This is a genomic window from Streptomyces sp. NPDC056224, assembly GCF_042267665.1.
Taxonomy (GTDB): domain Bacteria; phylum Actinomycetota; class Actinomycetes; order Streptomycetales; family Streptomycetaceae; genus Streptomyces.
The window spans coordinates 241,811-256,390 of the sequence record NZ_JBHJTK010000005.1; the positions used below are offsets into that span (position 1 = coordinate 241,811).

Sequence of the window (14,580 nt, forward strand, 5' to 3'; positions counted from 1 at the left end):
AAGGCCACAGTCCCCCGCCGGGGTGGCCGATGTGTGGCGGATACCGCTCATCCCGCGCATCCTCCCAGGTCAGGAACGCCCAGGTGGAAGCAGAGGTTCCAACTCGTCCCAGCGGCTGATCTCGCACCCGTTCGTCCGGCGGAACGTCGCGTCCACCCGCTGGCCGTGCCAGGTACCGGTGATCCGGGCGGTGGCGGGGCCCCCGTGCTGCAGCGAGCAGACCTGCCGCTGGGAGACGGGTGCGAACGGGTCCTTCCCCTCCTGGGCGAGCTGGTCCAGCCGGGCACAGGACTGCTCCTTCCAGGGGTGGTCGCCGCCCACGGGGTCGCATTCGAGCCGAAACTCGCGGTCCAGCCGGCGGGTGCCCGTGTCGGCCATGGCGATGGTGAGGCGGTCGGGTGTCGCCAGCAGCCGGCCCAGAGGCAGTGGGGGCAGCGGCCCCGCAGCCGCGGCGGCCAGGGCGGAGGTGACGGCGAGCGCGGCGAGACGCAGCATGGGGCACTCCAGGTCGTCCGTACGTCGTACGCCTGACCAACGACGCGGGCCCGCAGACGTTGCGTACCGATGGGCTTTAAGGCTTTGCCCTCCGCCCGTCCCTCCTAGTACCGTGGGAGCGGATTGGTGAGGGGCCCTGCGCCTGTGTCATCATCTGCACGCACCCTCGTACGCGGGGGTGTGCTGGAGGCGTCGCCTAGTCCGGTCTATGGCGCCGCACTGCTAATGCGGTTTGGGCTTTACGGTCCATCGAGGGTTCAAATCCCTCCGCCTCCGCACCTCATCGAAGCCCCGGTCCTGACGGACCGGGGCTTCGATGCGTTCTGGGGTGTGGACGCGATCCGGGTTAATCCGGTCCGCCCCGACCTCTGTGCGAACCCAACCGGACGATCTTCATCTGGGTCGTTTCCGCAGGTCAGCAGGGGTTTGGCTAATGGATTTCGCGTCCCGGCGAGGTCCATGTATTGTTGTTCTCGCAAGGCCAACGGGGCGCAAAACCCCGGGAAGCCCAAGCACTCGTAGCTTAACGGATAGAGCATCTGACTACGGATCAGAAGGTTGCAGGTTCGAATCCTGCCGAGTGCACAGCAGGGCAAAGCCCCCCAGGAGAGATCCTGGGGGGCTTTGTCGTATGCCCGATGTGCCGGCCTGCGTCGGCCTCCTCCTTCGTGGGGAGGGGCTACCCCGGGAGTAGTCGGGGGTGGGATGGCTCTGGCGGGGGACGCGGGTCACGTCCCGCCCTCGGTACGGTTTTGAAGATCGTTCGAACCGGAAATCGGGGGCTCTCATGGGACTGTTCGGAAACGCGCACAGCGTCGACCCGGCGTCGGCGCAGCGGGACTACGCGCGACTGCTGGGGCACGGCGAGCAGGTGCACGCCGCGTATCTGCTGATCCGGGACACGATCCTGTTCACCGATCGCCGCCTGGTGCTCGTCGACAAGCAGGGGCTCACGGGGAAGAAGGTGGAGTACCACTCCGTCCCGTACCGAAGCATCACCCACTTCTCCGTGGAGACCGCCGGGCACTTCGATCTCGACGCCGAGCTCAAGATCTGGATATCCGGGAGCTCGGCGCCGATCGAGAAGACCTTCACCAAGGGAGTCGACATCTACGAGGTGCAGGCGATCCTGACGCAGTTCGTCGCCCGGTAGCGGGGCGCCGCGGTCCTCACAGGACCCTGGGGAGGCCGGTCACGGACATCACCAGGGAGTAGAGCGAGGTGGTGGCGGTGATGAAGAGGCGGTTGTTCTTGGGGCCGCCGAAGGCGATGTTCGAGACGGGTTCGGGGACGCGGAGGCGGCCGATCAGGGTGCCGTCCGCGGCGTAGCACTGGACGCCGTTCTCCATCGCGGCCGCCCACAGCCGGCCCTCGTCGTCGAAGCGGATGTTGTCGACCCGCGGGCAGGCGGTGAAGACGCGGTCGCCCGTGAGGGTGCCGTCGTCGGTGACCTTGAAGGCCCTGATGTGGCCCGCGCGGGTGTCCGCCGCGTACAGCTCGCTCTCGTCGGGGGAGAACACCAGCCCGTTGGGGCCGAGGAAGCCGTCGGCGACCATGCGGACCTCGCCGGTCGCGGGGTCGGCGCGGTAGAGGTTGCAGGCGCCGATCTCGCTGGGTGCGCGGTGGCCCTCGTAGTCGTTGGTGATTCCGAAGTCCGGGTCGGAGAACCAGATCGAGCCGTCCGAGCGGACCACCGCGTCGTTGGGGCTGTTGAGCCGCTTTCCCTCGAAGCGGTCGGCGATGACGGTGATGCTGCCGTCGGGTTCGGTGCGGGTGACGCGTCGACCGCCCTGCTCGCAGGTGATCAGGCGGCCTTCGCGGTCGAGGGTGTTGCCGTTGGAGTGTCCGGCCGGGGAGCGGAAGACCGAGACCGCGCCGGTTGCCTCGTCCCAGCGCAGCATGCGGTCGTTGGGGATGTCGCTCCACACGAGCTGGCGCCAGGCAGGCAGGTACAGCGGGCCTTCCGCCCACCGGCAGTCGTCGTAGAGCCGGTCCAGGCGTGCGTCGCCGTTGGCGCAGCGGCCGGTCTTGAAGCGCTCGTCCAGAATCTCGTACAAGGTGAGGTCGGCTATGGCAGACATGATTCCCCCTGAGAGAAGATTGCCGAATTTTGTTCGGTTCGAGGGTGAGATTGCAGGATCAGGTACCGTCTTCGCAAGGGCCGACGGGCCCATAGGAGGAAGATCGAGTGGACGACATCGACCGGGCGCTCGTTCTGCGCCTGCAGGAGGACGCCGGCCAGTCGTACGCCGCCCTCGGTGCGGCCGTGGGGCTCTCGGCCGGGGCCACCCACGAGCGGGTCCGCAAGCTGCGCGAGCGCGGGGTGATCCGGCGGACCACCGTCGAGGTCGACCCGGCGGCCGTCGGCAGTGGCGTACTCGCCTATGTGATGGTCGACTCCAACGCATGGATGGGTGAGTCCGCCGCCGCCTTCGCCGCGATCCCCGAGATCCAGGAGGCGCACATCATCGCGGGCAGCGCGTCCGTCATGGTCAAGGTGCGCACGGCCTCGACCGGGCAGTTGCAGGACGTCCTGCGGCGGCTGTACGCGATCGACGGGGTCAGCGGTACGCACGCCACCGTCGTCCTGGACACGTTCTTCGAGCGGCCGCTCCCGCTGTGAGCTGGTGGTGCACCGGGATCCGGTGGAACGGCGGCCGCCCTGCCGTCGGCTGGTACGCGGAGGGGCGCGGCGAGCGGGCGAGCGTGCTCGGCTACGGGCAGCGGCTGGCCTTCGTCGCCCGGGCGGAGCGGCGCTGCCTCGGGGTGCGGCGGGCCGGGAAGCGGACGCCCTGCCCCACCGGCGCGACCGTGCCCGGCCGCGCCGGAAACGCGCAGTGTCCCGAATGCGCGCGCCTCGACCGGTCGTTCTCGGTGGCCGCCGACACCAATGTCGCCGATCCGCGCACCTACCGCGTCTATCTGGCGTGGTTCGGGCCCGGGATGGTCAAGGTCGGCATCACCGCCGAGGAGCGCGGCTCGGCCCGGCTGCTGGAACAGGGTGCCGTGGCCTGGGCCTGGCTGGGACGCGGGCCGCTCATGGCCACCCGGCGCACGGAGGAGCTGCTGCGGGCGGCCCTCGGGGTGCCCGACCGGATCGCGTATGCCCGTAAGCGTGCTGTACGGGCGCAGCTGCCGGCCGCGGCCGACCGGGCCCGGGAGGTCGCCGAGCTGCACGACCGGGCCGCCGTGCTGCCCGGGTGGCCGGAGTCGCTGGAGCGGGTGCGGTGCGAAGTCGTCGATCACGCAGGGCCGTTCGGGCTGGACGGGCTGCCCGCGCCTGCGGGGGTGATCACCGAGATGGTGCCCGGCGGGGCCGTCGTGGGCCGGCTCGTGGGCGCGGCCGGACCCGATCTGCACCTCGCGGACGGGCTGGTGGTGGACACCCGGCTGCTGGCCGGCTGGGAGCTCGCGGTTCCGGAGGACGAGGCCGTGACGACCGTGCCGGTGTCGGTCATCGCGCCCGTCGCCGTACGGCCGCCCGCAGAGCAGGACGGGCTGTTCTGAGGGGCGCCACCTGCGGCCGTCCCGCCCGGGCATGGTCAAAACTTGGATCCCTTTGACCTTCCGGGGCCGATTCCGGTGGACATGCCGAGGCCCGCCGCCGAGGGTGGTGGGCATGAGCATCCAGCCCGTAGCGGCCTTCGAACCGCCTTATGTCATGGCCGTTTTCAGCAATGTCCGATCCTCCGACGACAGCGGATATCCGGAGACCCTCGCCCGGATGCAGGAGATCGTCGCCGAGAATCCCGGGTTCCTCGGCTACGAGTCGGCCCGCACCCCGGGAGGCCTCGGTATCACCGTCGCCTACTTCCGCGACCACGAGTCCCTCGCCGTGTGGCGGGGGGACCTGGAGCACCAGGCGGCCATGAGGCAGGGCCGCGACGACTGGTACGAGAGCTACACCCTGCACGTCGCGACCGTTGAGCGGAGCCACGGCTTTGCCCGCAACGGCTGAGGCGGTCCGCGCCTTCCGGCAGCGGCTCGGGCTGCCCGGACTGGTCGACGTCCACACGCACTTCATGCCGGAGCGGGTCCTGGAGAAGGTCTGGGACTACTTCGACGCGGTCGGCCCGCTGACCGGTGTCGAGTGGCCCATCACCTACCGGCACGAGGAGGAGCAGCGAGTCGCGCTCCTGCGGGAGTTCGGGGTCCGGGCCTTCACCGCCATGCTCTACCCGCACAAGCCGGCGATGGCCGCATGGCTCAACGCCTGGTCCGCCGATTTCGCCGCCCGGACCCCTGACTGCCTGCACACCGCGACCTTCTTCCCGGAGGAGGATGTGGCCGCGTACGTCCGCAGGGCCCTCGATGCCGGGGCGCGGGTCTTCAAGGCGCACCTCCAGGTCGGTGGCTACGACCCGAACGACGACCGGCTCGACCCCGTCTGGGGGCTGCTCGCCGAGGCAGGCGTCCCGACCGTGATCCATTGCGGGTCCGGGCCGGCCCCGGGGAAGCACACCGGGCCCGAGCCGATCGCCCGGCTGCTGGCCCGCCACCCACGGCTGCCGTTGATCGTCGCGCACATGGGCATGCCCGAGTACGCCGACTTCCTCGACCTGGCCGAGCGGTACACCGAGGTGCGCCTCGACACCACCATGGCGTTCACCGACTTCTCCGAGCGGCTCTGCGCGTTCCCGCCCGGGGGCCTCGGGCGGCTGGCCGACCTCGGCGACCGGATCCTGCTCGGCACCGACTTCCCGAACATCCCCTACCCCTACGAACACCAGCTCACCGCCCTCGAACGGCTCGGCCTCGGCGACGACTGGCTGCGTTCCGTCTGTCACGACAACGGCGCCCGCCTGTTCCGGCTCGACGGCTGAGCGGCGTTTCTCAGGAAATTCACAGGTAGGGAAAAGAACGCTCTCAGAGGCGCCGGACAGCGTGGCCGTATGACTGCGACGACCACTTCCCACGCGTCCACGTCCACCAGCAACCCGACGGCCCTGACGCGGCCCGACGGCGGAGCATGCCGGGTCCTCGTCGTCGACGACGAGGCCTCCCTTTCCGAACTGCTGTCCATGGCCCTGCGCTACGAGGGCTGCGAGGTCCGCAGCGCCGGTGACGGGGCCGGTGCGGTGCGGGCGGCGCGGGAGTTCCGGCCGGACGTCGTGGTCCTCGACATCATGCTCCCCGACATGGACGGGCTGGCCGTCCTGGGGCAGCTGCGCCGGGAGATCCCCCAGGTCCCCGTACTCTTCCTGACCGCGAAGGACTCCGTCGAGGACCGCATCGCGGGCCTGACGGCGGGCGGCGACGACTACGTCACCAAGCCGTTCAGCCTGGAGGAGGTCGTGGCCCGGCTGCGCGGCCTGGTCCGGCGCTCGGGCGCGGCACAGGCCGCGCGCGGCGGCTCGGTGCTCGCCGTCGGGGACCTGCGCCTCGACGAGGACAGCCACGAGGTGGTCCGCGGCGGCCGGGAGATCCACCTGACCGCCACCGAGTTCGAGCTGCTGCGCTACCTGATGCGCAACCCGCGCCGGGTGCTCAGCAAGGCGCAGATCCTGGACCGGGTGTGGTCCTACGACTTCGGCGGCCAGGCCAATGTGGTCGAGCTGTACATCTCCTACCTGCGGCGGAAGCTGGAGAGCGGGCCGGGCATGGCGCCGATGATCCACACCCGGCGAGGCGCCGGTTACCTGCTCAAGTCGGCCGAGTAGTGGCAGGCCGCCTCCGCCTGAAGCGGCCGGGCCGCCCCTGGTCCCTGCGGACCCGGCTCGTCGTCTCGGCGGTGGCGCTGATCGCGGTGGTGGGCGCGGCCATCGGGACCGTCACCACCCTCGCCCTGCGCTCGTACCTGGTCGACAAGCTCGACGAGCAGCTGCGGATCTCGGTCGACATGGCCGCCTCGCCTCCCGGTATGCAGAAGGCGATCAGGGAGGGAAGGTCCGTCCTCGGGCCCGGCACACCGCTCGGCGCCGTCGGATTCCGCATCGACTCCGACGGCAAGGTGTTCGGGGCCGACCGCAACGTGCGCGACGAAGATCCCGAACTCAGACACCAGCCCCTTACCGAGGCCCAGACCGCGACCCTGGCCAAGGCCGCCCGCACGGCAGGGCAGGGCCGCGGCGCACCCGTGAACCTGAGCCTGCCCGGGCTCGGGGCGTACAGGGTGCTGCCCGCTGCCGACGGAAGCCTCGTTCTCGGATTCCCGCTCCACGAGGTCGACTCCACGGTGAACACCCTGGTCGCAGTAGAGGTCTGCGTCACCCTGGCCGGGCTGATCGCGGCCTCCCTCGCCGGTCAGGCACTGGTCGGGGTCGCCCTGCGCCCGCTGCGCCGGGTGGCGGCCACCGCCACCCGGGTCTCCGAACTGCCCCTGCACAGCGGCGAGCCCGCGCTGCACGAACGGGTCCGGGGTGCCGAGGCCGACCCCCGCACCGAGGTGGGTCAGGTCGGCGCGGCCCTCAACCGGATGCTGGGCCACGTCTCCTCCGCCCTCACGGCTCGCCAGCAGAGCGAGATGCGGGTCCGGCAGTTCGTCGCCGACGCCAGCCACGAACTGCGCACCCCATTGGCCTCCATACGCGGTTACGCCGAGCTGACCCGCCGGGGACGCGAGGAGACGGGCCCCGACACCCGGCACGCGCTGGGCCGGATCGAGTCCGAGGCCACCCGCATGACCGGCCTGGTCGAGGACCTGCTCCTGCTGGCCCGGCTCGACGCGGGCCGCCCCGTCTCCACCGGGGACACCGACACCGACCTGGCCCCGCTCGTCGTCGACGCCGTCAGCGACGCCCGTGCCGCCGGCCCCGGGCACCACTGGCGGCTGCGCCTGCCCGACGAACCCGCGCCCGTCCGTGTCGCCCCGGCCCGTATCCAGCAGGTCCTGGTCAACCTCCTCGCCAACGCCCGCACCCACACCCCGCCCGGCACCACCGTCACCGCGCATGTTTCACGTGAAACATCCGTCGTGCGGCTGCGGATCGAGGACGACGGGCCCGGCATCCCGCCCGGCCTGCTCCCCCACGTCTTCGAGCGCTTCGCCCGCGGCGACGCCTCCCGCTCCCGGGCGGCGGGTTCCACCGGACTGGGGCTCGCCATCGTCCGGGCCGTGGTCACCGCGCACGGTGGACAGGTCGGCGTGCGCAGCGAGCCGGGGCGGACCTGCTTCGAGGTCGTGTTGCCGCACGCGCGGTCGGACGTACGCACGGCCTTGGAGACGGCCTCGGGGACGGACTCACGTACGGACTCACGTACGGACTCGGAGACGGACTCACAGACGGGGCACAGGCTCATCACACAGCGGTGACAGGCCGCCCGGCGAGTGTCGGTACATGCCAATCGACGCCTCTCCCGGGGCCCTTCCGGCACGGGCGCCACTCGCGCCCGTGCCCGGCGAGCCCGTCCTCGACGTGGTGATCCCGGTCTTCAACGAGGAGAAAGACCTCGGACCGTGCGTGCGCAGGCTGCACGAGCACCTCACCCGCACGTTCCCCTATCCCTTCCGGATCACCGTCGCCGACAACGCGAGCACCGACCGCACCCCCGAGGTCGCGGGCGAGCTCGCCGCGTCCCTGGACGGGGTACGCAGCACCCGGCTGGAGGAGAAGGGCCGGGGCAGGGCCCTGCGCACCGTCTGGTCCGGCTCCGACGCCCCGGTACTGGCGTACATGGACGTGGACCTGTCCACCGACCTCAACGCCCTGCTGCCCCTGGTCGCCCCGCTGATCTCCGGCCACTCCGACCTCGCCATCGGCACCCGTCTCGCCCGGTCCTCCCGGGTGGTGCGCGGAGCGAAGCGGGAGTTCGTCTCCCGCGCCTACAACCTCCTCCTGCGCTCCTCGCTCGCCGCCCGCTTCAGCGACGCCCAGTGCGGGTTCAAAGCCATCCGGCGGGAGGTGGCCGAGCGTCTGCTGCCGCTGGTGCAGGACACCGGCTGGTTCTTCGACACCGAAATGCTCGTGCTCGCCGAGCGGGCCGGGCTGCGGATCCACGAGGTGCCGGTGGACTGGGTCGACGACCCCGATTCCACCGTCCGCATCGTGCAGACCGCCACCGAGGACCTCAAGGGCGTCTGGCGGGTGGGCCGGGCACTGGCCGTCGGCGCGCTCCCGCTCGACCGGCTCGCCCGTCCCTTCGGCGACGACCCGCGCGACCGCACCGCGCTGCCCGGCGTGGACGGCGGACTGGCCCGCCAGCTCCTCGGCTTCTGCGCCGTCGGGGCCCTGTCCACCCTGCTCTACCTGCTGCTGTACTCCGCCTTCCGCACCGGAGGGGGCCCGCAGGTCGCCAACGGCGCCGCCCTGCTGCTCTCCGCCGTCGCCAACACCGCCGCCAACCGCCGGCTCACCTTCGGAGTGCGCGGCCGGGACCAGGCCGTGCGTCACCAGGCCCAGGGACTGGTGGTGTTCGCCATCGGCCTCGCCCTGACCAGCGGCTCCCTCGCGGCCCTGGGAGCGGCCGCCGCCGCACCCGCGCACAGCACCGAACTGGCCGTCCTGATCACCGCCAACCTCGCCGCCACCGTGCTGCGATTCCTGCTCTTCCGCGCCTGGGTCTTCCCCGAGCGGCGCGACACTCCCGCGAAGGACGACATCCGATGACCACCGCAGCAATTCCGCTCTTCCCGGTCCCCGAGGCCCGGGCCGGTACCGGTCGGCGCGCCGTCGACCGGCCCCGCTGGGAACGGCCCGCCCTCGCCGGGCTGCTGATCGCCACGGCCGTCCTGCTGCTCTGGGACCTGGGATCCTCCGGCTACGCCAACTCCTTCTACTCCGCCGCCGTACAGGCGGGCAGCGAGAGCTGGAAGGCCTTCTTCTTCGGCTCCTCCGACGCCGGGAACTCCATCACCGTCGACAAGCCCCCGGCCGCCCTGTGGCCGATGATGCTGTCGGTCCGGCTGTTCGGGCTCGGCTCCTGGCAGATCCTCGTCCCGCAGGCACTGATGGGCGTCGCCACGACCGGTGTGCTGTACGCAGCCGTCCGGCGCCAGTTCGGGCCGGGGGCCGCACTGCTGAGCGGCGCCGCGTTCGCGCTCACGCCCGTCGCCGCGCTGATGTTCCGCTTCAACAACCCCGACGCGCTGCTGACCCTGCTGCTCACGGTCACCGTGTACTGCGTCCTGCGCGCCCTCGACGGGGCCCGCACCGGCTGGCTGTTGTGGGCCGGTGTCGCGGTCGGCTTCGCCTTCCTCACCAAGACCCTCCAGGCCTTCGTGATCCTGCCGCCGCTCGCCGTGCTGTACGCCGTCTGCGCGCCCACCCGGCTGCGCAGGCGCCTGGGTCAGCTGCTGCTCGCCGGGCTCGCGACGGTGATGGCCGGCGGCTGGTGGGTGGCCGTCGTGGAACTGTGGCCGGCTTCCTCCCGCCCCTACATCGGCGGCTCGCAGAACAACTCCTTCCTGGAACTGACGCTCGGCTACAACGGCCTGGGGCGGATCAACGGCAACGAGACGGGCAGCGTCGGCGGTGGCGGACGCGCAGGTGGCGCCGGCGGTGGTGGCGGCTGGGGTGAGACGGGCATCGACCGGCTCTTCTCGGCCAACATCGGTGGTCAGATCTCCTGGCTGCTGCCGGCCGCCCTGGTTCTGCTCGTCGCCGGACTCGTGGTCACCTGGCGGGCCCGCCGGGCCACCGACTCGCTGGAGGGCATGGCCCGTGCGGCCTTCCTGGCCTGGGGCGGCTCGCTCCTGATCACCGCGATCGTCTTCAGCTACATGCAGGGCATCTTCCACGAGTACTACACCGTGGCGCTGGCGCCGTTCGTCGCGGCGCTGATCGGCATGGGCGTCGCCGTGCTGTGGGAGGAGCGGGGCTCCCGGGCGGCGCTGGTGACCTTGTCCGGGACGCTCGCCCTGACCGCCGTCTGGTCGTACGTCCTGCTCGGCCGCGCCACCGGCTATCTTCCGTGGCTGCGCTGGGCGGTCCTGTTGGGGGGCCTGCTCGCCGCGGCCGCGCTGCCGCTCGTCGCGTCGGCCGGTCGCCGGGTGCTGCTGGCCACCGCGGCGCTGGGGCTGGGTGCGGCGCTGGCGGGCCCGCTCGCGTACTGCCTGACCACCGTGCAGACCGGGCACGCCGGCTCGATCGTGACCGCCGGACCGGCAGTGGCGGGCGGCCGGGGCGGACCCGGCGGCATGATGCGGGGCGGCGGCCCGGCCGGTGAGATGCCGCCCGGTGGGCCCGGCGGCCCCCAGCAGGGTGGTCCGCAGCGCGGCAACACCCCACCGCAGGGCGGCATGCCGCCGGGCGGGGGCGGCCAGGGCGGTACGGGAGCCCCGGGCGGCCAGGACGGGCGCGGCATGGACCGCGCCGGCGGAGGCCAGGGCGGGCCCGGCGGCCTGCTGGGCGGAACCCAGGTCGGCGCCGAGGCCAAGGCGGCCCTGCGGGCCGGCGCCGGGAAGTACACGTGGGCGGCGGCCGCGGTCGGCTCGCAGAACGCGGCGAGCTACCAACTGGCCTCCGGCGTGCCCGTGATGGCCATCGGCGGCTTCAACGGCAGTGACCCCTCGCCCACATTGGAGCAGTTCCGGCAGTACGTGAAGGACGGCCGGATCCACTGGTTCATCAGCCAGGGCGGAGGCCAGGTGGGCGGGCCCGGCGGTCAGGGCGCCGGTCAGGGCGGCGGATCCGCCGAGGCCGCGGGCGGCATGCGGCAGGGCGGTCCCGGCGGCGGCACCAGCAGCGCCATCGAAAGCTGGGTGAAGGCCACGTTCAAGGCGTCGACCCTGGGCGGGGCGACCGTCTACGACCTCACGGCTCCCACGTCCTGATCCGCACCCGACCGGCGCGGCGCCCCTCGGGCCCTGTCGTCGAAGGAGCGCCGGTAAGGCCCTGCTCCGACGACAGGATCTAGCATCAAGAGGGCGGACCGGGCATTCCGGGCTGATCCACCTGGCGTGAGGAGGGTACCTCCATGGTGACCGCTGCCGATTCCGGTGAGCCCCGGACCAGTGTGTGGCTGGCCGCCGGACCCGCCGCACCGGCCCGATCCGGCGGACGCCGCAGCGAGGCGCCCTCCGGGCTCAACCGGGAGCGGATCACGGCCGCCACCGTGCGGCTGCTCGACGCCGATGGACTGACCCGGTTCTCGATGCGGCGGCTCGCCGCCCGCCTCGGGGTCACCGCGATGTCCCTGTACTGGTACGTGGACACCAAGCACGATCTGCTCGAACTCGCCCTGGACAGCGCCCTGGGCGAGCTGGCCCTGTCGGCCGGGCCGGCCCCCGAGGGCTGGCCCGGCCGGCTGCGGGCGCTGGCCCGGGGCTACCGGCGCGTACTGACGGACCACCCCTGGGTTGCCCCGCTCGCCGTCGCCTATCCGAACATCGGTCCGCACGCCCGGGCCTTCGACACCGCCCTCCAGCGGCTGTTGGACGCGACGGGCCTCGCCGACTCCGCCCGGACCGGCGCCCACCTGGCCGTTTCGCAGTTCCTGCACGGCTGCGGGGGCACGGCCCGGCGGGCGCCCGAGGGCGACTTCTGTCTCGCGCTCGACGTCCTGATCGCGGGCATCGAGGCGAAGGCCGCCGTTTAGGGCGTGGCCGCCGCTCGGGGTCGGCCGGCCGCTGAGGGCTCGGCGGCAGCTCGGGGCTCGGCGGCGGCTCAGGCCTTGGCGGGGGCTTCGGCGGCTGCCCCGGCGGCTGCCCCGGCGGTTGCCGGGGCGGAGGCCCCGGCGGACGTCGCCGCAGGGGCGTGGGCCGCGGGCTTCGACTTCAGCGCGACCTCCTTGATGAACAGGCAGAGCAGCAGCGCCAGCAGGGCGGTGGGGGCGGCGTAGAGGAAGACGTCGCCGACGCCGTGCCCGTACGCCGACTCGACGACCGTACGGAACGGGGCCGGCAGCTTGTCGAGGTCCGGGATGGCGCCGCCGCCCGTGCCGCCGTGGCCGAGCGCCGCGGCCTTCGGGCCGAGAGCGGCCAGGCCGTCCTTCACGTACCCCGTGACCTGGTGCGCCATCACCGCGCCGAGCGCCGAGACGCCCATGGCGCCGCCGAGCGAGCGGAAGAAGGTGACGACCGAGCTGGCCGCGCCCAGGTCCTCGGGGGCCACCTGGTTCTGGGTGGCGAGGACCAGGTTCTGCATCATCATGCCGAGACCGAGGCCGGTCAGCGCCATGTAGAGGGCGATGTGCCAGTACGGGGTGTCGTACCGCAGGGTGCCCAGCAGTCCCAGGCCGGCCGTCAGCAGCACACCGCCGGAGACGAGCCACGCCTTCCACCTACCGGTCTTGGTGATCACCAGACCGGAAACGGTGGAGGAGACGAAGAGCCCGCCGATCATCGGAATCGTGAGGACTCCGGACATCGTGGGGGACTCGCCCCGGGCCAGCTGGAAGAACTGGCTGAAGAACACGGTGCCCGAGAACATCGCGATGCCCACGAACAGCGAGGCCGCCGAGGCCAGGGTGATGGTCTTGTTGCGGAACAGTCGCAGCGGGATGATCGGGTCGCTCGCCCGGGACTCGACGAGGACGAACAGCAGGCCGAGCGCCACCGCGCCGCCGGTCATCGCCCAGGTCTGCCAGGAGATCCACTCGTAGGAGTCACCGGCCTGCGTGACCCAGATCAGCAGCAGCGAGACGGCACCGCTGATCAGGAAGGCGCCCAGCCAGTCGACCTTGACGTCGCGGCGTACCACCGGGAGGTGCAGGGTGCGCTGGAGCACGATCAGGGCGATGACCGCGAAGGGCACGCCGACGTAGAAGCACCAGCGCCAGCCCAGCCACGCGGTGTCGGTGATGACACCGCCCAGCAGCGGCCCGCCGACGGTGGCGACGGCGAAGACCGCGCCGAGGTAGCCGCTGTACCGGCCGCGCTCGCGCGGGGAGATCATCGCGGCCATCACGATCTGCGCGAGCGCGGACAGGCCGCCGACCCCGATGCCCTGGACCACGCGGCAGGCGATCAGCATGCCGGTGTTCTGGGACATGCCCGCGACCACGGAACCGAGGACGTAGATCACGAGGGATATCTGGACCAGCAGCTTCTTGCTGAAGAGGTCGGACAGCTTGCCCCACAGCGGGGTCGCCGCCGTCATCGACAGCAGGGCCGCGGTCACCACCCACGTGTACGAGGACTGGGTGCCGCCGAGGTCGCTGATGATTTGCGGCAGGGCGTTGGAGACGATCGTGGAGGACAGGATCGCCACGAACATGCCGAGCATCAGCCCGGACAGCGCCTTCATGATCTGCGGATGGGTCATGGACGGGGCCGGAGCCGCGGGCGGGGTCGTGGACGGAGCCGCGGGCGGGGTCGCGGTCGGGGTCATGGGCGGGTCCATGGAGGGGGCTGTGGACGGGGAGAGGGACGTGCCGTCTGTCGGCGTCTCCGACGTGGCCATGTGTTTCCTTCTGTCTAGAAGCTCGATCGGAGTCGGGCCAGCAGGGTGTTGAGGACGTCGATGTCCTGGGCGGACCAGTCGGCCAGCGCCTTCTCCAGTGCCGCCGTGTACCGCGCGCCGAGCTCGGCGAGGAGCGCGTGCCCGGCCGGGGTGAGCCGCAGGATGCGGCAGCGCCCGTCCCCCGGGTCGGGTTCGCGCTCGATCCAGCCGCGCTCCGCCACGTGGGCGACGTGCCGGCTGGTCGCCGAGATGTCGACGGCCATGAGCTCGGTCAGCCGACTGAGCCGCATCTCTCCGTGCCGGTCGAGCACGGTGAGGACGGCGGCCGCGCCGGGCGGGCAGTCCGCAGGCAGGGCGCGGGCCAGCTCGCGCTTGACCGCCCCGATCCCGGAGAGCCGGCGGGCCAGCTCCTCGTACCGCGTGGTCATCGGCCGACCCCCTCATCTTGTTGCTTAGGGCAACCATAGAAGAGAATGGTTGCTACAGGCAAATGAATCTGGGGGTGGGACGGTAAAGGAATCGGAAAACCGGCTAGGGTCCTGCTCCATGGCTGACAACCACAACTCACAGGTCCCCGAGGGCAACTACGACCCCGCGGGCAGCACCCAGATGTTCCGCGCCTTCGTCGAGGAGGCCGCCCCGGCCCGGCAGGCGCCCACCGGCTCGCGTCGCCAGCGCCGCGAGGAGGAGCAGCAGGCCGCCGCGGGCTCCAAGAAGGGGGCGTGGCTCGGGGTGGGCATCGCGCTCGTGCTCGTCCTCGGCGCCGCCCTGTGGGTCGTCCTGCACTGACCGCCGGGCCCGCGCG

The 14,580-nt window shown here is 71.8% G+C and carries 15 protein-coding genes and 2 tRNA genes; 13 read left to right on the forward strand and 4 right to left on the reverse strand.

From position 1 onward, the window contains the following. Positions 1-69: 69 nt before the first annotated feature. Positions 70-495, reverse strand: a complete 426-nt coding sequence (locus ACFCZ1_RS10045; protein ID WP_376677906.1) for an SSI family serine proteinase inhibitor — start codon at positions 493-495, stop codon at positions 70-72. A 185-nt stretch (positions 496-680) separates the two neighbouring features. Here ACFCZ1_RS10045 and ACFCZ1_RS10050 point away from each other — a divergent pair. The 3 genes from ACFCZ1_RS10050 to ACFCZ1_RS10060 all read left to right on the forward strand — a co-directional run bounded on the left by ACFCZ1_RS10050 (position 681) and on the right by ACFCZ1_RS10060 (position 1,648). Then, positions 681-771: transfer RNA gene (locus ACFCZ1_RS10050), tRNA-Ser, on the forward strand. Positions 772-1,007: 236 nt separating this feature from the next. Beyond that, positions 1,008-1,080 (forward strand) — tRNA-Arg (locus tag ACFCZ1_RS10055). A gap of 202 nt (positions 1,081-1,282) precedes the next feature. Further along, positions 1,283-1,648 carry a PH domain-containing protein gene (locus tag ACFCZ1_RS10060; protein WP_376677907.1) on the forward strand — a complete coding sequence of 122 codons (366 nt, stop codon included), beginning with the start codon at positions 1,283-1,285 and terminating at the stop codon, positions 1,646-1,648. A 16-nt stretch (positions 1,649-1,664) separates the two neighbouring features. Here ACFCZ1_RS10060 and ACFCZ1_RS10065 read toward each other — a convergent pair whose 3' ends face one another. Next, positions 1,665-2,576: an SMP-30/gluconolactonase/LRE family protein gene (locus ACFCZ1_RS10065; RefSeq protein WP_376677908.1), complete on the reverse strand. Its 912-nt coding sequence runs from the start codon at positions 2,574-2,576 to the stop codon at positions 1,665-1,667. Between the two features lie 107 nt (positions 2,577-2,683). Here ACFCZ1_RS10065 and ACFCZ1_RS10070 point away from each other — a divergent pair, with 107 nt between their 5' ends. The 9 genes from ACFCZ1_RS10070 to ACFCZ1_RS10110 all read left to right on the forward strand — a co-directional run bounded on the left by ACFCZ1_RS10070 (position 2,684) and on the right by ACFCZ1_RS10110 (position 11,970). Continuing rightward, entirely contained in the window at positions 2,684-3,118 is a 435-nt protein-coding gene (locus tag ACFCZ1_RS10070) for an Lrp/AsnC family transcriptional regulator (RefSeq protein WP_328926498.1), read from the forward strand. Then, entirely contained in the window at positions 3,115-4,002 is an 888-nt protein-coding gene (locus ACFCZ1_RS10075) for a DUF2797 domain-containing protein (protein WP_376677909.1), read from the forward strand. Before ACFCZ1_RS10070 ends, ACFCZ1_RS10075 begins: the two co-directional genes overlap by 4 nt. Before the next feature lie 112 nt (positions 4,003-4,114). Next, a complete protein-coding gene (locus tag ACFCZ1_RS10080) occupies positions 4,115-4,453 on the forward strand; it encodes an antibiotic biosynthesis monooxygenase family protein (RefSeq protein ID WP_376677910.1) in 339 nt (112 codons plus the stop codon). Beyond that, the gene (locus tag ACFCZ1_RS10085; protein WP_376677911.1) at positions 4,419-5,318 is read left to right on the forward strand and encodes an amidohydrolase family protein; all 900 of its coding nucleotides are present in this window, start codon (positions 4,419-4,421) and stop codon (positions 5,316-5,318) included. Before ACFCZ1_RS10080 ends, ACFCZ1_RS10085 begins: the two co-directional genes overlap by 35 nt. A gap of 69 nt (positions 5,319-5,387) precedes the next feature. Continuing rightward, positions 5,388-6,155 carry a response regulator transcription factor gene (locus tag ACFCZ1_RS10090; RefSeq protein WP_376677912.1) on the forward strand — a complete coding sequence of 256 codons (768 nt, stop codon included), beginning with the start codon at positions 5,388-5,390 and terminating at the stop codon, positions 6,153-6,155. Beyond that, positions 6,155-7,747: a sensor histidine kinase gene (locus ACFCZ1_RS10095; protein WP_376677913.1), complete on the forward strand. Its 1,593-nt coding sequence runs from the start codon at positions 6,155-6,157 to the stop codon at positions 7,745-7,747. Before ACFCZ1_RS10090 ends, ACFCZ1_RS10095 begins: the two co-directional genes overlap by 1 nt. Before the next feature lie 25 nt (positions 7,748-7,772). Further along, positions 7,773-9,041 carry a glycosyltransferase gene (locus ACFCZ1_RS10100; RefSeq protein ID WP_376677914.1) on the forward strand — a complete coding sequence of 423 codons (1,269 nt, stop codon included), beginning with the start codon at positions 7,773-7,775 and terminating at the stop codon, positions 9,039-9,041. Next, on the forward strand, positions 9,038-11,206 hold the full coding sequence (locus tag ACFCZ1_RS10105) for an ArnT family glycosyltransferase (RefSeq protein WP_376677915.1): 2,169 nt from the start codon (positions 9,038-9,040) through the stop codon (positions 11,204-11,206). Before ACFCZ1_RS10100 ends, ACFCZ1_RS10105 begins: the two co-directional genes overlap by 4 nt. 143 nt (positions 11,207-11,349) lie before the next feature. Further along, positions 11,350-11,970, forward strand: coding sequence for a TetR/AcrR family transcriptional regulator (locus ACFCZ1_RS10110; protein ID WP_376677916.1), 621 nt, complete (start codon positions 11,350-11,352; stop codon positions 11,968-11,970). Positions 11,971-12,038: 68 nt separating this feature from the next. On the opposite strand, the gene ACFCZ1_RS10115 is transcribed toward ACFCZ1_RS10110, so the two are convergent. Continuing rightward, positions 12,039-13,637: an MDR family MFS transporter gene (locus tag ACFCZ1_RS10115; protein ID WP_376677982.1), complete on the reverse strand. Its 1,599-nt coding sequence runs from the start codon at positions 13,635-13,637 to the stop codon at positions 12,039-12,041. 152 nt (positions 13,638-13,789) lie between these two features. Beyond that, the gene (locus ACFCZ1_RS10120) at positions 13,790-14,203 is read right to left on the reverse strand and encodes a MarR family winged helix-turn-helix transcriptional regulator (protein WP_376677917.1); all 414 of its coding nucleotides are present in this window, start codon (positions 14,201-14,203) and stop codon (positions 13,790-13,792) included. Between the two features lie 118 nt (positions 14,204-14,321). Between ACFCZ1_RS10120 and ACFCZ1_RS10125 the strand changes: the two genes are divergently transcribed. Then, a complete protein-coding gene (locus ACFCZ1_RS10125) occupies positions 14,322-14,564 on the forward strand; it encodes a hypothetical protein (RefSeq protein ID WP_376677918.1) in 243 nt (80 codons plus the stop codon). The last annotated feature ends 16 nt before the right edge of the window (positions 14,565-14,580 follow it).